Here is an 18,748-nt window from a genome sequence, read left to right as displayed (position 1 = left end):
AAAGCGAGTTTAGCACTATTAAGAACATATGTTCCGTGTTAATATAATTATTAAAGGGATGTCTACCCATTAAAATGCCTTTAAAAGAGGAGATATCGCCCTACAGACATATAGATGGGAAAGTGAGTTTCTTCCTATATAAATGTATGTTTGCTTTATCATTGTTTAAAGGGGTGTCAGCATGAAGTTTGAGGTGATTGCATTTTGGTCGGATAAAGATAAAGAAGGTATGGTTTGCGTGAAGAAAAACGGCTCTATTATTGATTCGGAATTAACCCCAAAAATGAACGAGTCGGAATTTTTGGTGTGGAGAAAGGTGAAATCGCTAGCTTTTCTACATAAATACAATTTAATGGGAGTAAATCCCGTATTAGTTAAATAAGTAATTCGGACAATCGTAACTGTCATACGCTCAAATGAGGAGTGATGACAGTGCGAGTCAAGGTAGTTACTGGTAAGTATACGGACAAGAACATACATCTTTGCTATGATTACCTTATAAAGCGATATAAGGAGGAACTAGAGCGTGATAGCGATATACGTGAGGGTATCGACGGAAGAGCAAGGGAAGAAAGGGTACAGTGTCCGCAATCAGATACAGATGTGCAAGGACAAAGCAGGAACGAATGATGTAATTCAATACGTTGATGAGGGATTTTCCGGTGAATTTTTGGAAAGACCAGATTTAGAAAGACTAAGAAAAGATGTTAGGGAAGGTCTCATAACGAAAGTCGTTTGTTATGACCCTGATCGACTCTCTAGGAAATTAATGAATGCTTTAATTATAGATGATGAGTTTCGAAAAAAAGATGTAGAAATGATATATGTAAATGGTGAATTTGCCTCCACTCCAGAAGGGCAACTTTTTTATAGCTTAAGGGGGGCGATTTCAGAGTTTGAGAAAGCTAAAATAAATGAACGTATGACGAGTGGTCGAAAGCGTAAGGCCATTGAAGGAAAAGTGATAAAGAATAGTCATGCTTATGGATACGATTATGATAAAGAGAACGGCATGTATGTCGTAAATGAAAAAGAGGCAAATATCATAAGGTTTATCTTTGACATGTTTACAAAACCAACTAAAGATATCCAAGGGATGAATGGAATAGCAAAATTCCTCACGGCCAAAGAAATACCTACAAAAAAAGGTGTAGGTGTTTGGCATAGACAAGTGGTAAGGCAGATACTATTAAATGAAATGTACACTGGCACGTACTATCAAAATAAGTTTAATACTGAAGGTATGCTTGCCAATAAATATAAAGCCGATAACAAAATAAGAATGACCATTAGAGATCAGTCCGAATGGATCGAAACAGCAATACCTCAAATAATCGATCAAGAACAATTTGATTATGCTCAAGAACTGCTTAAACAAGCCCGTAGGCGGTGGTCAAAGAGCACTAGTGCAAGGACGTATCTCCTAAGTGGGATTGTAAGGTGTGCCGATTGTGGGAATACAATGACAGGCATATACAGAAACAATTGGGGTACGAAACTCAGGTATTATACAGATGTAAAAAATAGCTCAGGAGCAAAAAATGAAGGTTGTAAGCATCACGTAAGGGCAGATAAGTTAGAAACAACCATATGGGATAAGATAGAAGAACTCTTAAATAATCCTGAGAGGTTGGAAGATTACAAACCAGAAAGTGGTGACACGTTCTCTAAATTTGAAATTGACCAAATTGATGATTTAAAAGAGCAAATCGATAAAGCGAAAAGCGGAAGAAAGAAACTGCTGCAGTTGTTTGCGCTTGAAGATATGGATACAGAAGAAATTAGAGACTCTATTGTTGAGTTAAAAAGTAAAGAGGAACGGTTAAAGAATCAACTTATTGAGCTTGAAGGTAAAGTGAATAATCAAAAGGAAGTGTCCAGTTCGTTTTTAATGTTAGATGAGGTTAGAAAGCGATGGTTGAAAGAAGATACTATTTCTGAGGAAGATAAAAAAGAAATTTTGCGTATGTTAGTGAGAGAAATTATCTTATCGAAAGACGGGGAAGTTTCCATTCAACTTCTTTAAAGGTCTTTATGTAATAGTAATGACATTAGAATCTCATTCTCAATACATCGAGCTGCATAGGTGGCTAATTTTGTTCCTTTACCATCTGAATAGCTTTCAATGGCTTTAATTAAGCCGATTGTGCCAATTGAAATCAAATCCTCTGCGTCTTCACGTGTGTTTTCAAACTTTTTGACAATATGAGCGACGAGACGTAAGTTATGCTCAATTAATAAGTTTCGCGCTTCTTGATCACCTTGAGCGGCAAGTTGTAAGTACTTTTTTTCATCCTCTTTGCTTAAAGGTTGTGGGAAAGCATTATTTTTAACATAGGAAACAAACACAATAACTTCCCTCATTAAGTATGAAACGGCTGCGAGTAATCCTGACATTTGTTCACCTCCACCATATACCTATGCAATCGTAAGCATGTACGTGTCTGTACAAAAAAAATACACGATAATTCTATGTAACGCTTATCATTGCGAAACCATTGCAAGTCTGATAGGTTAAAACAAATAGTTGTTGGAGTGAGTTCAGTAGAAGGTGGAGAAAAAGATGACATTACTAACGAATTATCATCTCGCGTTAACGGCGTCACGGAAAACAGATGAGATGCAAGAATTAATTAGAAAGCAAGGTGGAACAAGTAGCGTGCGTTCCATGCAAGGCACAGTGATTGAGGACAAAACAATTGTAAGAGCGATGATTCGCAATGGCTTAAATGACGATGTTGACTGGTTTGTTTTTACTACTGGAATTGGCATCCATACCTTTATGCGTCACGCTGAGGAGATGGGAGTAAAAAAAGCGTTTGTTCAAAAATTAAATAACGCAAGAATTGCAGTTCGAGGCTACAAAGCAATTGCTGCATTAAAGAAAGAAGGTGTGTCCTATGAAGTGACATCAGAGGATGGTACAACTAAAGATTTACTTACTAAATTAAGTGTTTTTTCGTTTCAAAAAAAGAATGTTGTTGTCCAACTTTATGGAATTCCATCACCAGAAATAGATCATTTTTTTTCGGATAAACAAGCGACATTAACAACGTGGCTACCTTACCACCATCTCCCTCCAGAAGAGAGTGTAGCGGACAAATTGTTACATGAGTTAGTGATTAATAAAAAGTATCAAGCGGTTTGTTTTACATCTGCATTACAAGTAAAAGCGCTTTTTTCCTGTGCTGAGGATCGAGGGCTTGTAGAAGAAGTCATAGCTAGTTTTGATGAGGATGTCATTGCGACGGCGGTCGGAAAGGTAACAGCAGAGGCTTTATATGAATCTGGAGTAACGAAAGTCGTGTATCCTGCTAAAGAACGAATGGGGGCAATGATTATCCATTTAGGAAAATACATAGCTTCTACTAGATAAAAAATCCGTTGTCTGTTATAGACGACGGATTTTTTATTCTTCTTCTTTGGGCTTTTTAGTGACCTTCTTTTTCTTTGATTTATCTATTTTTTTCTGTTTTTGTTCTTCTTGCTTTAATCGTTTTCTTTCTGCCCGTTCCGTCTTAGTTTTGAATTGACGAAGCTCTGCAATTTCTCTTAGCAAGCGTCGTTCTTTAACTTCTTTCTTCAAGTGTTCATGTCGTAATGCTTTAAATAGAGAAATAACCATTAATAGCATAATGATTGAAAAGGGAAATGCAACGACAATCATCGTATTTTGTAACCCTTGCAACCCACCACTATAGAGAAGTACAGCAGCAGTGGCTGACATGAGAACGCCCCATAGAATTTTTATTTTTGTAGGGGGATTTAATGATCCATTCGTTGATTGGCTTCCTAGCACATGAGTAGCCGAATCAGCGGATGTTATAAAGAAAACGGCAATTAAGAAAATGGTAATATACGATGTAACCGTACTAAATGGCATGGCACCTAATACACCGAACAAGGCCTCTTCATCAGCCAAATTGGAGATCGTGGTTAACCCTTGAGATTCAAAGGATATCGCTGTGCCACCTAAGAAAGAAAACCAAACAAAGCCAAGTAGAGATGGTACAAGCAACACGCCAATCACAAACTCTCTTAGTGTTCTACCTCTTGAAACACGGGCAATAAATGTTCCGACATAAGGAGACCAAGCCATCCACCAAGCCCAGTAAAATAACGTCCACGCATTAATCCATTCACGATGTTCAGAACTATTCGGCGCAATGGTAAAACTTAATTCAGGTAAAGACTGAATGTATTGACCCAGTGTATTTGTAAAAAGGTTTAAAGAATATAACGATGCACCAAAGATCATAAAAAATAATAACATAAGCATGACCAAAACCATATTCATGCGGCTTAACACGCGAATGCCTTTATCAATTCCTGTACTGGCAGAAATTAAAAATAAAATAGTAACGATGACAATAATCGCAAGCTGTAGGCCAAAGCTATTCGGTATATTTGTTAAAAAAGATATTCCGCCATTCATTTGTGCTGCACCAAAACCGAGTGTAGTCGCAATACCTGATAGTGTCGCTACAATAGCAATGACATCAATTGTCTGTCCCCAGAAGCCTCTTGGATCAATAAGTGGTGAAAGAGTGGCACTAATTAAGCCAGGCATATCCTTGCGAAAATTAAAGTAAGCGAGGCAAATAGCGACAATGGCATATATTGCCCAACCATGAAAACCCCAGTGTAAGAAAACGTATTTAAGCGACTCTAGGGCTGCTTGACCAGTAGCTTCATCTGCGGTAGGAGCATCAATGGCATAGTGAGCTATAGGTTCAGCGGCTCCGAAAAACAGTAAGCCAACACCGAGTCCGGCACTAAATAAAAAGGCGAACCACGTTAAGTAGCTGTACTCTGGACGATCTTCTTCTTTTCCGAGGCGAAGCCTTCCAAACGGGCTAACAATAAAAAATAGGCAAACCAACAAGAATATAGTGACAACAATTAAGTAGTACCAGCCAAAGAAAGTAGCTATAAATTGACGTACAGTCGCAGTGACTGCTTCAAGCTGGCTAGGAAAGAGGATGCCAATTGCCACAAAAACAATTAAAATGCCTAGTGTCCAATAAAATACGTTTGTCAGTTTACCGGCGGTCTGTTTTTTCAATGAAAGTTCTCCTAACGTAAATATGTATTAATGGGCATAAGCAGATTATAAAGATCTATAGCTACAATGTCTAATTTTAGTACGTTCAGAATAAACGATTGGTGATTATGGTTATCTATCCCTTATTATTGTACGATTTTTGAAATCGATTCAACTAAGTAGAACGCAACAAGAATTTTTTCAAAGACTTATTAGAAATTAAAAAAACCGAATGAACGGTCAATTTTCATACGATTGATAGAAAATAGGTGACACCTATTTTCTAGAACCATGGTTTCTACACAAACACTATGGTTCGTTTAGACATAGAATTATATAGCTGTTTTTCTAGCAGCAATAAAAGTAGGAGGAGCTAAAAAATGGATTTTTTTAATTGTAATAACGTTCAACGTTTTTCGAGAACTCCTAGAAACGGTGGAGGCTTCCTAGATGGAGTCGCAGGACCAACAGGACCAACGGGACCGACAGGACCAGCAGGTGGTGGAACTGGTATAACAGGACCAACGGGGCCAACAGGACCAACTGGACTAGGGCTAGACAGTATCATTCCATTCAGTGAAGGTATTCGTCCTAGTTTAGTTGCTGGAGATTTTGTCTCTTTCAATGGAAGTGTTTACCGAGTTTTAGTTGATGCACCAGTTGGGGATCCTGGAACCTCTCCTGAATATGAACTTGTGATTGGCGATGGTGGGACTGGAATAACGGGAATAACTGGTCCAGCCGGTCCAACCGGCCCAACAGGATTAGATGGAGCAACGGGACCGACGGGATTAGATGGAGCAACGGGACCGACGGGATTAGATGGAGCAACGGGACCGACGGGATTAGATGGAGCAACAGGTCCAACAGGATTAGATGGAGCAACGGGACCGACGGGATTAGATGGAGCAACGGGACCGACGGGATTAGATGGAGCAACGGGACCGACGGGATTAGATGGAGCAACAGGTCCAACAGGATTAGATGGAGCAACGGGACCAACAGGATTAGATGGAGCAACGGGACCGACGGGATTAGATGGAGCAACGGGACCGACGGGATTAGATGGAGCAACAGGACCAACAGGATTAGATGGAGCAACGGGACCAACAGGATTAGATGGAGCAACAGGACCAACAGGATTAGATGGAGCAACGGGACCAACAGGATTAGATGGAGCAACGGGACCGACAGGATTAGATGGAGCAACGGGACCGACAGGATTAGATGGAGCAACAGGACCAACAGGATTAGATGGAGCAACGGGACCAACTGGCCCGACAGGCCCAACGGGTCTTGGATTAGATGGAGTAACGGTATTTGATCCAGCAACGGCTCCGGCGTTAACAGCAGGAGAGTTAGTATCGTTTGACGGATCAATTTATTTAGTGTTAGTAGATGCCCCAACAGGTACACCAGGCACATCAGCAGACTTTGAGTTAGTGCTTCCGGGTATTGGCATAACCGGCCCAACCGGAGCAACAGGGCTAGATGGAATTACAGGTCCAACCGGGGCAACAGGGCTAGATGGATTGACGGGTCCAACTGGTGCAACAGGATTAGATGGATTGACGGGTCCAACTGGTGCAACAGGATTAGATGGATTGACGGGTCCAACTGGTGCAACAGGATTAGATGGAATTACAGGCCCAACTGGTGCAACGGGACTAGACGGGGTAACGGGTCCAACCGGTCCAATTGGTCCAACCGGTGTTGGTTTAGATGGAGTGACAGTATTTGATCCAGCAACGGCTCCAGCGTTAACAGCAGGAGAGTTAGTGTCGTTTGACGGATCGATTTATCAGGTGTTAGTGGATGCCCCAACAGGCACACCAGGCACATCAGCAGACTTTGAATTAATTCTGCCAAGTATTGGTGTAACAGGTCCTACTGGGCCAGCTGGTCCAACAGGTGAAGGGCTGACAACGACTTATGCATTTGGTACCAACGGTGGAACGACCATTGCCGTAGTATTAGGTGGTACAACAGTTCCAGTTCCCGATAACCAAATTGTTTCAGGTTTAACAGCAGAGGATGATGGATTTGCGGTTGCTACTGCCGGGACCTACAGCATCTCGTACAACGTTAATCTAACTGCTGCATTATTATTAGGGTTGCGTCTTACAGTGAACGGTGTACCTTTAGATTCTTCTGAAGTATCTCCTGGTGTTACTGTTACGAACATTTCAGGTAATGTTATTACTACTTTAGCGGCTGGTGATGTAGTTGAGATAGAGTTGTTTGGTTTATTAGGAGCTGCCGTTCTTGTTGCAGGTCAGGGAGCTGCACTAAGTATCATTCGCATTGCCTAACTAACGAAAGCCTACCAAATAAGGTAGGCTTTACATATCATTTCATTCGTTCTAATTAGAAGAGGCGTTTAAACGATAGGCCCAGTGATTTGTCGGTCCGTATCCATGGCCAATGTTTAAAGAATGAGCTATAGCTGCAGCTGTAAATTGTTTGGCTTTCTTTACTGCTTCGAAAATAGGTACGCCTTTTGCCAGTTCAGACGTAATCGCTGCAGAGAATGTACAGCCTGTCCCGTGAGTATGTTTTGTGTCAGTTCTTGGTGCATCTAAAATATGGAATTCTTGACTTTTGCCGTAAAATACATCCGTTGCTTCTCCATTTAAGCTGCCACCTTTAATAACTACGTACTTAGCACCTAATTCGTGTATGATACGCTCAGCAGCTTTTTTCATATCCTCTAGTGTATCAATCTTCATGTCTATAAGATCTTCAGCTTCCGCTATATTTGGTGTGACAATGGTTGCTAAAGGCACTAGCGTGTCACGTAAAAACGAGCGTACGTCTTTTTCTAATAGAGGGTCGCCATTTTTAGCCATCATGACGGGGTCACAAATGTATGGAACATTTTGAAGCGAACCGAGTTTCGTTGCTAAAAGAGCCATCATCTCTTTTTGTGCAATCATGCCGGTCTTTATTGCATGTGGATAAATATCTTCAATAACCGATTGTAACTGTAGTTCAATAAAGTCAATTGGAAGATGGTGTATATCTTTCACACCCATTGTATTTTGCGCTACGATTGATGTGAGGACAGACATTCCATAAACATGTAGTTCCTGAAACGTCTTTAAATCCGCCTGTATACCTGCGCCACCAGTAGGGTCTGTTCCAGCAATCGTTAAGGCATGTTTTATCGGAGTCATTTTTAACCTCCTCCTTTCAAATAAAAAAACGACCGCAATGAGGCGGCCGTTTTGAGCAATTGTGCATTGCTTATCCACTTCCCTACGCTAGTGTTAACTAGATCAGGTTGAAGAGTTAAAGGTTTCCCTTTTCTCAGCATTCAAGCACCCCTAGTGGAATTTAGTATTGGACAGTTAAATCGTTCTTATGAGTTAACTGCGTCTTTAAGTTGTTTACCTGGCTTAAACGCAGGGTTTTTAGTTGCTGGAATTTCAATTTCTTCTCCAGTTTGTGGGTTACGTCCTTTTCTTGCAGAACGCTCTCTCACTTCAAAGCTACCAAAGCCAACAAGTTGCACTTTGCCTCCGTTTACTAATGAATCTGTGATGCCTTCAAATACAGCGTCTACTGCTTTTGATGCATCCTTTTTAGAGATTTCTGCTTGTTCGGAAACTGCATTAATCAGATCTGTTTTGTTCATCTGTAAAAACTCCTTTTCTTTACATAGAATAACCTATTATTCTGTTACGCTAGAATAATATGTATGCTTTATATCCGCTTTATAAGCGGGCAGACGTTACTGCCTGCCCTTAATTTACTCATGAATCCTGCTACTGTCAAGTTAAAAGCAGTAATTTTAAGGTTATAAGATAGAAAAGTAGACTTATGAATCAATTTCAGTAAAATTACGCAGAAGCGGTTGTTATACTTTCCTTACACGAATGTTACTAATCATTAATCCAGAAAGACATATCATGAATATAACGTAAAACGTAGCTGGCAACTGTTCCGTAAACAATGTTGAAAAAGCTACTATACATCCAGCTGCTGTGATTGGTAAACCAATAAATTCATTCGGCGAGTCAGTAATATTAAAGCGGGCTAAGCGCAATGCGCCACATAAAATAAATAGAACAACAGCAAGTCCACCGACAAAGCTTAGGGGCATTAAAGTAGCCTGTTGAACAAGAAGAGCAGGAGCGACACCAAATGAGACAAGGTCACTTAAAGAGTCTAATTGCTTCCCTAATTCAGATTCAATTTTCAATTTTCTAGCGACCATGCCATCAAATCGATCAAATAAAGCAGCGAGAGCTATAAATAAGAAGCCATACCAAATACTTCCTTGTAAAATAAACATAATTGCAGTAATCCCAAGTCCTAAATTAATAAGCGTTAACGCGTTAGCGAGTTGCCCTTTAATTTTCTTACGGGTAGAGACGAGTTGATTTAATAAAAACACGTACATTTCACCTCTTTTCGAGTTTATTTACGTGCTATAATACCAAAGTATACCATAAAATGATTAGCAATGAGGAAATAATGTATTAAAGGTGATGAGATGAAAAGGAAAATTTTTCAGGTGAGCGTTGAATTAACCAATCATAAATGGAGTTCTGCACTAATCAAACGGTTTACGATGTCAAGGTTAAGTAAACCCTTTATTCCGCTTTTTATTAAGACTTATAAGATTAATGTTGAAGAAGCTGTGCGACCATATGCGGAGCATAAGAGTCTGCATTCTTTTTTTACCCGGCAAATAAAAATGGCTAAACGTCCAATTGATCAATCGGATAAAAGTGTTGTGTCGCCAGTGGATGGTCGTTGTGAAGAAACAGGTACCATTAACGAAGAGACAAGCTTTGTTGTGAAGGGTCAGACGTATAAGATTGGAGAGATGCTGCAATCAAAGGAAAAAGCTTCTGACTATAATGGTGGTATGTACGTCATCTTATACTTAAGCCCACGGGATTATCATCGAATTCATAGTCCTTTTAATTGCGTTTGTACAGAGACTGTAAGCTTAGGAGATCGTTCCTATCCAGTAAATGAAACGGGCTTAAAATACGGTGTAAAACCACTATCTCACAATTATCGAACAGTAAATTATTTACAAGCTGAAAACGTAACAACTGCTATGATTGAGGTTGGTGCGATGAACATCAATACAATTGTTCGAACTAAATTAGATCCCCAATGGACAAAAGGGGAGGAAGTTGGTTATTTTTCGTTCGGTTCTACTGTTATTTTGTTGTTTAAAAAGGACACATTCACTTTAGAACTAAGTAGCAATAAAGTAAAAGTGGGCGAGAGAATTGGTCTATTGCACATAGAAAAACCCCCTTTGGACATCAAGTGACATACCAAGGGGGTTATTTTTATTCATTCTTTGCTGGTGATGACTTTTCATTATCGTAATAAGGCTTCATTTCGTCTCGAACAGAATCCTTCGACATAGGTATACCAATTCGATAGGCTGATCTCGAAATCAATAATGCGGCAACAGGAGTTGTTAAAAAGACAAACAAAATGGTAAGGAGGATCTTTCCTATAAAAAGCTGATGTTCATAAAGAAAGTATATAAAGGTTGCTGTCATAATCAAAATAACGCTTGCCGTCGCATTTTTTCCTGTTGCATGAAGTCGAGAATACACATCTGGAAAGCGAACTAAACCGATACCGGCAGCTATACTAAAAAGGGTTCCGACAGATAAAAAGACAACAATCATCCATTCAATCGCGGTCAAATAGATTCCCCCTCTCTAAATATTTTGCAAGTGCTACAGAGCCAATAAAGGCTAAAATCGCCACTACGAGAATAACTTCAGTATAAGCCATCGTATCTTGAAGAATCATGAGAATACCAACAAAGCCAATTAACATTAGTCCCAACGTATCAAGTGCAGCAATTCGGTCAGAATGTGTAGGGCCGATCAATACACGGATGATGCATAGTAAAGCGCCAACACACTTTATAAGCAAAAGCCAAGTTAGAATTGTGTCGAACATTATCTCCGTGTCACCTCCAAAATGCCTCGTTCAAACGTGTTTTGCACTGTATTAATAATCTCATCTCGGTTTCTAGCATCTAATGCGTGTACGAATATCACATTTGAATCAAGTGAGAATTCAATGGATAATGTCCCTGGTGTTAATGTCATCATCACTGCGAACATTGTTTTTTCTGTTTCTGTTTCGAGTCGGGTTGGGACCGCCACAATACCCGGTGCTACGTCCATTTTAGGACTTAAAGCGGTCTTCAATACGACTACATTTGCTATAGCAAGCTCCTTTATAAAAACGAGAATGAGCTTTATGAGAGACCACACACGGGAAAAGTAAAATTCATAGCCTTTAAACCTGATCAGTACTAAGACAACGAAAAATCCAATCGTAAAGCCGACCACGAAATCAACAAGGGTGAAGCTATTCTGAAACAGCATCCAAACAATGGCAAGAACGATGTTAATTAATAATTGAAAAGCCATAATGTACCTACTCCTTCAGAACAGATTGAATATAAACGGATGGATTAAGAAGATCTTCCGCAATGACTTCTGTATAAGCGAAAAATGGTTCCGCGAACAGACCGAGAATAATTGTTAAAACAACTAAGGGTGATGCCGCTAATAGTGTTGGTGTAATAGAAAACTTTGCTTGCTCTTTCGTATGTTGAGGCGCTCCCCAATATACGTTCATAAAGATTTTAATCATTGAAAACAAGGTGAGCATCCCAACAAATAGAGAAAGAAAAACTAAGAAGTAGCTTGATTCCTCGGCTGCAGCAACAATTAATGGGAATTTTCCAAAGAAACCACTCAATGGTGGAATTCCAGCGATAGACAAGCCGAGAATCAGAAATGACCATGCTAATGCTGGATGCGTCTTGAGTAATCCGCCCATCTTTTTTAAGTCAGTTGTCCCAGTAATTTTCTCAGTTGCGCCAGACATTAGAATTAAACCGGTCTTAACAATCATGTTATGAGCAAGGAAATAAATAGCTCCAGCTAAGGCAAGTGCAGTATTCAAGCCAATACCCATGATCATGTAGCCAATCTGGCTAATGATGTGAAAAGATAAAATACGCTTATAATTAAATTGTGCAACTGCACCAAGAACACCGAGTAGCATCGTTAAACCACCAAGTACAAGCATTATCGTCTGGTGGGTGAAGCTAATGTCAAATGTAAATACGAGAGTATACATACGAATGATGCAGTAAACGCCCACTTTGGTTAGTAAACCACCGAATAAAGCGGTAACTGCTGTTGGAGGACCGACATAAGAATGTGGGAGCCAAAAATACAGTGGGAACAAGGCACCTTTTGTAGCAAATACAAGAAAAAGTAAAATGGCTACAACTTGTAAGATCCCTGTTTGTTCTACTTCAGCAACTCGTTCTGCCATGTGGGCGAAGTTAACCGTTCCTAAAATACCGTAAATGTATGCGATGGCTACTAGGAATAACATGGAAGAGAATGCGTTAATAACAGCGTATTTAAAAGTTTCTCTAAGCTGGAATTTTGTACTTCCTGTAACCATTAAGGCATAGGATGCAAGCAACATCACTTCAAAAAAGACAAAGAGGTTAAACAAATCCCCAGTTAAAAAAGCGCCGTTTACACCAGTTACTAAATAAAAAAACAATGGATAAAAGTAATAGCGTTCCCGCCTTTTATCAATGGTCGTAAAAGCGAAAAAGAGACAGGTGGCACTAACGATACTAGTTAAAACAACCATAAATGCCGCCAGGTTATCGGCAACAATGGCAATTCCAAAAGGAGCTTCCCATCCTCCAAGCCCAATTGAAAGAGGACCTTCTTTATAAACAAGCCAAGCAATATAAATTGAAACGGTCATTAATCCAACTGCTGTTAATGAGCTAAGAATTCGCTGAGTGAGATGTTTTTTTGCAAATAAAATTAACAACGTTCCCATAAAAAATGGGATAATAATTGGCAACATGATTATATTATTCATCGTCAGAACCCCTTAACTTATCCAAGTCTTCTGTTTTGTTAACACGATAGGTTCGGTAGGCGAGAACAACAAGGAATGCTGTAATTCCAAAGCTAATGACAATTGCTGTTAAGATCATGGCTTGTGGCAAAGGGTCTGTTGCCTCGCTACCGGAAAGATCAACGAGAGGAGGTACCCCTTGTCTCAAGCCTGCCATTGTTAGAAGCAACATGTGTGCACCATGTGAGATAAGCAAAATGCCAATAATAACTTTTAATAAACTTCTGCACAGAATAAAGTAAGTCCCAACTGCAAAAAGAACGCCTATGGCAATAAACATTAAGATTTCCATTATGATTCATCCTCCGCAATTGTTACTGTAGCTGCCATCGCCATCCCAACAACAACTAGATAAATACCAAAATCAAACGGGACAGCTGTTGTTAACTCAACTTCGCCAAAGAATGGTAAGTGGAAGTAATCGAAATACTGAGTAAACAGTTCATCACCGAAAACCGGACCAATGAGACCAACAAAAAGGGATACGAACAAACCGGTTGCTAAAATACCAGGGAATGAAAAACGAATAATCCGGTTCGCCACATTTCGATCAAAAATAAGGTAGATCAATATAAACGCACTTGCAGTCATTAGCCCACCTATAAAGCCACCACCTGGATTATTGTGGCCTGCGAAGAACAGGTAAAAGGAAAAAGCAACGAGAAAGTAAATCGTAATCGTAATGAGAACCCGTTGCATGACGTCATGGGATTTTGAATACTTCACACGTCTTCGCCTCCTTTAAATCGAAGTTTGACCATCATCAAGATTGCTAAAGCAACGATTGCAAGGACAAGAACTTCTAAAATCGTATCGAGTCCACGAAAGTCAACTAAAATCACATTAACCATGTTCTTTCCACCAGCTAACGAATACGAATTCTCGATAAAGAATTCTGAGATAGGAGTGAAATTTGCATCATTTCGAAGGGCAAACGATGCTGTTCCAATTAAGAAAACCAACAGCCCCACACTAACTGAAAGAGCAATGTGTAGAGATTTTCTTACTCTTGAACCTGTTTCTTGTACCATCTCGGGTAAATGTCTGAATGCTAATAGCAAGAGTACAACAGTAACGGTTTCGATTAATAGTTGAGTGATTGCTAAATCTTGTGCACTAAAGACTGCGAAAAGTAAGGCTATTAAGAAGCCAACAACGCCTACAGTAATAATGAGTGGTATGCGCTCTTTCATAAATAAAAGGGCAATTGTACTTAGAATTGTTAAGAAGACGATTCCGTACAAAAACAACGGTGCTTCTTCTGTTTGTGCAAATGAGAGAGTAAAGCTATCAGAACGAATGAAGCTGTATGTTAACAAACTGACTATAAATAAAAGCATGTATGTGAAATAATCTTTTAATCGACCTGTCATTTGAACATTCGTTATCCATTCAGAGCTGGTAGATAACCCATTGAGACTTTTGTCATAAACTGAATTGAAAGGGTCGCGGTCATGTTGCATAAGCCAAAGGTTTTTCCATTTTGGGTAGGTCATGTAGAGTGTTGTTCCGAATCCAATGACACCTAACGACATAAGTAATTCTGTATTTAATCCGTGCCATAAGCTCAAGTTAATGGTTAGTTCTTCAGCAGGCAAATGAGGCAGGATACTTGCAACTGCAGGTTCAATGACTGTAGGGACGAGTAAGTTAGGAAATAATCCTAAAATGATAACGAGTCCTACTAAAATAACAGGACTAATCAGCATGCCAAGCGGAGCTTCATGCACTTCTTTCGAGAAATTTTCTTTATTAAAAGTACCAAAAAACGTTTTAAAGAACAAAATGGCACAATATAAAAACGTAAATACGCTGGCAATCCAGGCAACTGCTAGTACGACAACGCCCCAAGTTTCGACACCAGCGACATTCATTGACGAAATGTGTAGAAGCTCTGTAAAGAACATTTCTTTACTAATAAAACCGTTAAAAGGGGGAATTCCAGCCATAGAGGCAAGTCCAATTAAGGAGATAGTAAATGTCACAGGCATAATGGCCATTAGACCACCTAATTTTTGAATATGTCTTGTGCCGGTTTCATGGTCAATGATACCAACCGCCATAAATAAACTACCTTTAAAGGTGGCATGATTAAATAAGTGAATAATCGCAGTCATAATTGCTGCTGAATAAACAAGATTTTCATCAATCGTTTCACCAGTGAAGGCTGCTGAGCCGAGCCCAAGTAAAACCATGAGTAAGCCTAATTGGCTAATGGTTGAAAACGCAAGAATCCCTTTTAGGTCTTTTTGTCGAACTGCCGAAACAGATCCCCAAATAAGTGTCATAAGACCAGTAACAACGATGATCCAAAACCATTCAGCTGCACCCGCAAAAATAGGTGTCATTCTTGCAACTAAGTAAATTCCTGCTTTTACCATCGTAGCTGAATGAAGATAAGCACTGACAGGGGTAGGTGCTTCCATTGCATCTGGTAACCAAAAGTGAAATGGAAATTGAGCTGACTTTGTAAATGCTCCTAATAAGACTAAAATCATTGCTGGGATAAAGTATGGACTAGCCATAATAAGATCACGTTGATCGATTAGTGCTTGAATACTAAAGGTGCCGGTTTCTAAATAAAGAAGAATAAAACCAGCCATCATTGCAAATCCACCGAAAACAGTGACAAGCATGGACTTTCTAGCACCAAAAATGGATCCTTTGTTTGTGAACCAATAGCTGATAAGTAATGCAGACGACAAACTCGTTATTTCCCAGAAAATATACAGTACGATAAGGTTATCGGATAACACGATACCGAGCATCGCACCCATAAACATTAAAAGGTAAACGTAGAAATTCGCAAGCTGTTCTTTTGTTTTATCAAGGTAAAATATCGAGTAAAGAACAACTAAAACGCCAATACCTGTAATTAACAAGGCAAACAATAGGCCTAGCCCATCTAGATATGCATCGAAGTTAATGTCTAAAGATGGAACCCAAGCCATTTCCTCTACTATGTAACCGCCATTAGCTGTATCTCCTAATCGAAAAACGAAATACAAAAATAATGCTGCTGGTACGAGAATGGTAATCCAGCCAGTGTGTAAACGTTTTGTTAGCGGATAGATAAATGGAATGACAATGGCTGCAATAAATGGCAGCAAGATCGCAAGATGCAGGCTTGACATGCTTAACCTCCTTTATTTACTAACATGAATCTCCGCCATTATAGCGTAAAAAAATTAAAGTTGCACATTTTTTTACTTGACTTTTTGCAAACGTGAATTTCGTATTAAATAGGATGAGACACAACAAAAATAATGAAAAAAATGTATAAGATGTGATAAAAAACGCCACCTTTATAACAAAGGAGGCGTTTTATTATTCGCACGCGAACTAAAGTTTATGTATCAGCGGCTATATTAATTAGCATGTTTAGTATAAGTTGGTATGTATGTGAAGAAAACGATCTTTATTCAAAGACTGTGACGGATCGAGAAGGTTTACAATTGCTCCAACAAAACGATGAGCTATTTGCACCTCGTCAATATATTAAACTTGTTCCAGAAAAGGCTCCGTTAGAAAAAGAGGAAGCGAGGTAGATGCTTCCTTTTTGTGTAGCTATTTTTAAGACTGGTCGTAGGGATGTCAAATACTTAAGAAGTTAATTTTACCCGATCATGGAGTGAACGCTTGTACAATTCCTTGTAAATTAAGTCAATGAAATCTTGGTTTAAATTTAAATCAAGTGCTTTTCGATAGGTTTCAATTAAAAGCTCATCTGACAACTGTTCCATTTTCACTGCCTGCTTTTGAGCAGGTTCACCTCCTGTACAAACATACATACGACCGTAATTGTTTGATTTCTTGTATCCTACCACGTTCCTTGTTGTAGAACAACCGTTCGTTTTATCCACATTCGACCGTGTATAACTTGTGGGTTAATTGTGGGTTAAGGTTGGACAACGCTAATGTACTAATGTTTATAACGTGTATAACGTTATCCACAGGTTTGCTATTTGTGGGTTTTTGTCGAAAAATTTTACCGATTTCCAGAATGCCTCGACAAAGGTCAAGGTTTTATTTGAAATATATGAGTGTAGCAGGTATAGTTGATGTTTGACTACAAGTTTTTTGATTGAAAGAAATGAGGTGCACATGTGTTTGATCGCCTAATGCCTGATCAATATGTGAAGAGTATATATGAGATTGATTTTACAAGTTTAAAAACTAAAGGAATAAAAGCTGTGATAACAGACTTAGACAATACACTTGTTGAATGGCATCGTGCGGAGGCAACGCCTGAAGTACAAGATTGGTTTAAACATTTAGATGAGTATGGCTTAAAAGTAACCATCGTCTCCAATAATAATGAGAAACGAGTTCGTGCATTCTGTGATCCTGAGAAGCGAGTTTTTATTCATAGTGCTAAAAAACCAAGAAGGAAAGCATTTCGACAAGCATGTGAGCGTATGCAAGTAAAGCCAGAAGAGACGGTAGTAATAGGAGATCAAATATTTACTGATGTCCTTGGAGGAAACCGAGCTGGTATACACACTATTTTAGTTGTGCCCGTTACACAAACAGATGATTGGATGACGAAAGCAAATCGAAAAATGGAACGCTTTGTCTTAAGGAAATTGAAAAAACGAGGGCTAGTGAAATGGGAGGATACGAAAAGGGATGAGTAAGAATGAAGAACACTACTTTTGTTCAGGGTGTGGTGTCCAAATACAAACAAGTGAACCGAAAAAAATTGGCTATGCTCCAGCTTCTGCCCTAACAAGAGAACATGTTGTATGCAAGAGGTGTTTTCGGTTAACGCACTATAATGAAATTCAGCCGAGTGGTATTTCAGACCAAGAATTTCTAGACTTAATTCATACGTTAAGTCATAAAGACGCATTAATTGTAAAGATTGTTGATGTTGTTGACTTATATGGTAGCTGGATATCGAGCATAAAGCGACTAATAGGAAATAATACGCTACTTCTTGTAGCAAACAAAATTGATTTGTTGCCTAAATCGTTAAACCGGAATAAACTCCAGCACTGGCTCATGCGTGAAGCGAGTCAACAAGGTTTAAAGCCTGCCAACAGTACAATTATTAGTACCGTCACTGGGGAAGGATTAGATGAAACCATTTCTATTATTGAGGAAATGAGAAAAGGTAAAGATGTTTACATTGTTGGAAGTGCAAACGTTGGGAAGTCTTCCTTTATCAACCAGCTTTTAAAACGACATGGTGATGAAAAGGACCCGCTCATTACAACTTCACATTTTCCAGGCACAACGTTGAATATGATTCAAATTCCACTAGATGAACAGCAATCGCTTTATGATACGCCGGGAATTATTAATCGTCATCAACTTTCTCATTATTTGAGTGATAAGAGCTTAAAGCTTGTGACCCCAACAAAAGAAATTAAACCTATGGTCTATCAATTAAATTCTGGTCAAACCCTTTTTATAGGTGGTTTAGCAAGGTTAGACTTTATTAAAGGTGAGCCAACATCCTTTATTGTTTATGTATCCAATCGCTTAACGATTCATAGAACAAAATTGGAAAAAGCGGATCAGCTTTATCAAAATCATATTGGGGAGCTTCTTCAGCCACCAACCTCTGAAGATGAACAAGCTGTGTTTGATTTCAAAAGCCAAACATTTAAATTAAAGGATGGCTCAGTGGATATTGTTTTTTCTGGTCTTGGTTGGATTACGATTAAAGGTGCAGGGGTAACTGTAAATGCACATGCGCCAAAAGAGGTTGCCATTTCTCACCGTACATCGATTTTAGCGTAA

Annotated in this window: 19 protein-coding genes, 1 pseudogene and 1 riboswitch; of the genes and pseudogenes, 7 read left to right on the top strand and 13 right to left on the bottom strand. The window is 39.2% G+C overall.

Features of this window, described 5'->3' with window-relative positions; all coding sequences use genetic code 11:
- Positions 1–181: 181 nt before the first annotated feature.
- Together BK583_RS13160 and BK583_RS13155 are read left to right on the top strand one after the other, a co-directional pair.
- Positions 182–382 carry a hypothetical protein gene (locus tag BK583_RS13160; protein ID WP_055736064.1) on the top strand — a complete coding sequence of 67 codons (201 nt, stop codon included), beginning with the start codon at positions 182–184 and terminating at the stop codon, positions 380–382.
- Positions 383–526: 144 nt separating this feature from the next.
- Positions 527–2,026: a recombinase family protein gene (locus BK583_RS13155; protein WP_055736063.1), complete on the top strand. Its 1,500-nt coding sequence runs from the start codon at positions 527–529 to the stop codon at positions 2,024–2,026.
- Positions 2,027–2,031: 5 nt separating this feature from the next.
- Here BK583_RS13155 and BK583_RS13150 read toward each other — a convergent pair.
- Positions 2,032–2,397, bottom strand: a pseudogene (locus BK583_RS13150) (sigma-70 family RNA polymerase sigma factor); the annotation flags it as partial.
- A 166-nt stretch (positions 2,398–2,563) separates the two neighbouring features.
- Between BK583_RS13150 and BK583_RS13145 the strand changes: the two are divergent.
- The gene (locus BK583_RS13145; protein ID WP_055736062.1) at positions 2,564–3,376 is read left to right on the top strand and encodes a uroporphyrinogen-III synthase; all 813 of its coding nucleotides are present in this window, start codon (positions 2,564–2,566) and stop codon (positions 3,374–3,376) included.
- Positions 3,377–3,409: 33 nt separating this feature from the next.
- Here BK583_RS13145 and BK583_RS13140 read toward each other — a convergent pair whose 3' ends face one another.
- Positions 3,410–5,065: a BCCT family transporter gene (locus BK583_RS13140; protein ID WP_055736061.1), complete on the bottom strand. Its 1,656-nt coding sequence runs from the start codon at positions 5,063–5,065 to the stop codon at positions 3,410–3,412.
- 359 nt (positions 5,066–5,424) lie between these two features.
- On the opposite strand from BK583_RS13140, the gene BK583_RS21450 reads away from it, so the two are divergent.
- A complete protein-coding gene (locus tag BK583_RS21450) occupies positions 5,425–7,356 on the top strand; it encodes a BclA C-terminal domain-containing protein (RefSeq protein ID WP_078440178.1) in 1,932 nt (643 codons plus the stop codon).
- Between the two features lie 51 nt (positions 7,357–7,407).
- Here the strand turns inward: BK583_RS21450 and thiD are convergent, their stop codons facing one another.
- The 3 genes from thiD to pssA form a co-directional block, all read right to left on the bottom strand.
- Positions 7,408–8,220 carry a bifunctional hydroxymethylpyrimidine kinase/phosphomethylpyrimidine kinase gene (gene thiD, locus BK583_RS13130; protein WP_055736060.1) on the bottom strand — a complete coding sequence of 271 codons (813 nt, stop codon included), beginning with the start codon at positions 8,218–8,220 and terminating at the stop codon, positions 7,408–7,410.
- A gap of 62 nt (positions 8,221–8,282) precedes the next feature.
- A riboswitch (TPP riboswitch) is annotated at positions 8,283–8,382 on the bottom strand.
- Between the two features lie 23 nt (positions 8,383–8,405).
- A complete protein-coding gene (locus BK583_RS13125) occupies positions 8,406–8,681 on the bottom strand; it encodes an HU family DNA-binding protein (protein WP_035398747.1) in 276 nt (91 codons plus the stop codon).
- A gap of 222 nt (positions 8,682–8,903) precedes the next feature.
- Positions 8,904–9,449 carry a CDP-diacylglycerol--serine O-phosphatidyltransferase gene (pssA, locus tag BK583_RS13120; protein ID WP_307188673.1) on the bottom strand — a complete coding sequence of 182 codons (546 nt, stop codon included), beginning with the start codon at positions 9,447–9,449 and terminating at the stop codon, positions 8,904–8,906.
- 93 nt (positions 9,450–9,542) lie between these two features.
- On the opposite strand from pssA, the gene BK583_RS13115 reads away from it, so the two are divergent.
- Complete coding sequence (locus BK583_RS13115) at positions 9,543–10,340, top strand: phosphatidylserine decarboxylase (RefSeq protein ID WP_055736059.1); 798 nt, start codon at positions 9,543–9,545, stop codon at positions 10,338–10,340.
- A gap of 19 nt (positions 10,341–10,359) precedes the next feature.
- On the opposite strand, the gene mnhG is transcribed toward BK583_RS13115, so the two are convergent.
- From mnhG to BK583_RS13075, 8 genes are all read right to left on the bottom strand, one after another.
- Complete coding sequence (gene mnhG, locus BK583_RS13110) at positions 10,360–10,728, bottom strand: monovalent cation/H(+) antiporter subunit G (protein ID WP_038478789.1); 369 nt, start codon at positions 10,726–10,728, stop codon at positions 10,360–10,362.
- On the bottom strand, positions 10,715–10,990 hold the full coding sequence (locus tag BK583_RS13105) for a Na(+)/H(+) antiporter subunit F1 (protein WP_035398743.1): 276 nt from the start codon (positions 10,988–10,990) through the stop codon (positions 10,715–10,717). The genes mnhG and BK583_RS13105 overlap by 14 nt, the downstream gene beginning before the upstream one ends.
- Positions 10,990–11,469 carry a Na+/H+ antiporter subunit E gene (locus BK583_RS13100; RefSeq protein ID WP_055736058.1) on the bottom strand — a complete coding sequence of 160 codons (480 nt, stop codon included), beginning with the start codon at positions 11,467–11,469 and terminating at the stop codon, positions 10,990–10,992. The genes BK583_RS13105 and BK583_RS13100 overlap by 1 nt, the downstream gene beginning before the upstream one ends.
- 7 nt (positions 11,470–11,476) lie before the next feature.
- Positions 11,477–12,961 (bottom strand): Na+/H+ antiporter subunit D, encoded by a 1,485-nt coding sequence (locus BK583_RS13095; protein ID WP_055736057.1) that lies wholly within the window; start codon positions 12,959–12,961, stop codon positions 11,477–11,479.
- On the bottom strand, positions 12,954–13,292 hold the full coding sequence (locus BK583_RS13090) for a Na(+)/H(+) antiporter subunit C (protein ID WP_055736056.1): 339 nt from the start codon (positions 13,290–13,292) through the stop codon (positions 12,954–12,956). The genes BK583_RS13095 and BK583_RS13090 overlap by 8 nt, the downstream gene beginning before the upstream one ends.
- Positions 13,292–13,726, bottom strand: coding sequence for an MnhB domain-containing protein (locus BK583_RS13085; protein WP_055736055.1), 435 nt, complete (start codon positions 13,724–13,726; stop codon positions 13,292–13,294). The genes BK583_RS13090 and BK583_RS13085 overlap by 1 nt, the downstream gene beginning before the upstream one ends.
- Positions 13,723–16,134: a Na+/H+ antiporter subunit A gene (locus BK583_RS13080; protein WP_055736054.1), complete on the bottom strand. Its 2,412-nt coding sequence runs from the start codon at positions 16,132–16,134 to the stop codon at positions 13,723–13,725. Before BK583_RS13080 ends, BK583_RS13085 begins: the two co-directional genes overlap by 4 nt.
- A gap of 468 nt (positions 16,135–16,602) precedes the next feature.
- Positions 16,603–16,743 (bottom strand): sporulation histidine kinase inhibitor Sda, encoded by a 141-nt coding sequence (locus tag BK583_RS13075; protein ID WP_060705125.1) that lies wholly within the window; start codon positions 16,741–16,743, stop codon positions 16,603–16,605.
- A 378-nt stretch (positions 16,744–17,121) separates the two neighbouring features.
- Here BK583_RS13075 and BK583_RS13070 point away from each other — a divergent pair, with 378 nt between their 5' ends.
- Together BK583_RS13070 and yqeH are read left to right on the top strand one after the other, a co-directional pair.
- On the top strand, positions 17,122–17,637 hold the full coding sequence (locus BK583_RS13070; protein ID WP_055736075.1) for a YqeG family HAD IIIA-type phosphatase: 516 nt from the start codon (positions 17,122–17,124) through the stop codon (positions 17,635–17,637).
- The gene (yqeH, locus tag BK583_RS13065; RefSeq protein WP_055736053.1) at positions 17,630–18,748 is read left to right on the top strand and encodes a ribosome biogenesis GTPase YqeH; all 1,119 of its coding nucleotides are present in this window, start codon (positions 17,630–17,632) and stop codon (positions 18,746–18,748) included. The genes BK583_RS13070 and yqeH overlap by 8 nt, the downstream gene beginning before the upstream one ends.

This window comes from Shouchella oshimensis (assembly GCF_002019765.1).
GTDB lineage: Bacteria > Bacillota > Bacilli > Bacillales > Bacillaceae_D > Shouchella > Shouchella oshimensis.
Note: the sequence above shows the minus strand (reverse complement) of the source record. Positions and strands in the feature narration are given on the sequence as shown.

What these genes read in the sequence shown, in the direction of transcription:
- BK583_RS13160 (WP_055736064.1), top strand. Translation starts at nt 182, where the DNA reads ATGAAGTTTGAGGTGATTGCATTTTGGTCGGATAAAGATAAAGAAGGT.
- BK583_RS13145 (WP_055736062.1), top strand. Translation starts at nt 2,564, where the DNA reads ATGACATTACTAACGAATTATCATCTCGCGTTAACGGCGTCACGGAAA.
- BK583_RS21450 (WP_078440178.1), top strand. Translation starts at nt 5,425, where the DNA reads ATGGATTTTTTTAATTGTAATAACGTTCAACGTTTTTCGAGAACTCCT.
- thiD (WP_055736060.1), bottom strand. Translation starts at nt 8,220, where the DNA reads ATGACTCCGATAAAACATGCCTTAACGATTGCTGGAACAGACCCTACT.
- BK583_RS13125 (WP_035398747.1), bottom strand. Translation starts at nt 8,681, where the DNA reads ATGAACAAAACAGATCTGATTAATGCAGTTTCCGAACAAGCAGAAATC.
- pssA (WP_307188673.1), bottom strand. Translation starts at nt 9,449, where the DNA reads ATGTACGTGTTTTTATTAAATCAACTCGTCTCTACCCGTAAGAAAATT.
- BK583_RS13115 (WP_055736059.1), top strand. Translation starts at nt 9,543, where the DNA reads ATGAAAAGGAAAATTTTTCAGGTGAGCGTTGAATTAACCAATCATAAA.
- BK583_RS13105 (WP_035398743.1), bottom strand. Translation starts at nt 10,990, where the DNA reads ATGTTCGACACAATTCTAACTTGGCTTTTGCTTATAAAGTGTGTTGGC.
- BK583_RS13100 (WP_055736058.1), bottom strand. Translation starts at nt 11,469, where the DNA reads ATGGCTTTTCAATTATTAATTAACATCGTTCTTGCCATTGTTTGGATG.
- BK583_RS13095 (WP_055736057.1), bottom strand. Translation starts at nt 12,961, where the DNA reads ATGAATAATATAATCATGTTGCCAATTATTATCCCATTTTTTATGGGA.
- BK583_RS13090 (WP_055736056.1), bottom strand. Translation starts at nt 13,292, where the DNA reads ATGGAAATCTTAATGTTTATTGCCATAGGCGTTCTTTTTGCAGTTGGG.
- BK583_RS13080 (WP_055736054.1), bottom strand. Translation starts at nt 16,134, where the DNA reads ATGTCAAGCCTGCATCTTGCGATCTTGCTGCCATTTATTGCAGCCATT.
- BK583_RS13075 (WP_060705125.1), bottom strand. Translation starts at nt 16,743, where the DNA reads ATGGAACAGTTGTCAGATGAGCTTTTAATTGAAACCTATCGAAAAGCA.
- BK583_RS13070 (WP_055736075.1), top strand. Translation starts at nt 17,122, where the DNA reads ATGCCTGATCAATATGTGAAGAGTATATATGAGATTGATTTTACAAGT.
- yqeH (WP_055736053.1), top strand. Translation starts at nt 17,630, where the DNA reads ATGAGTAAGAATGAAGAACACTACTTTTGTTCAGGGTGTGGTGTCCAA.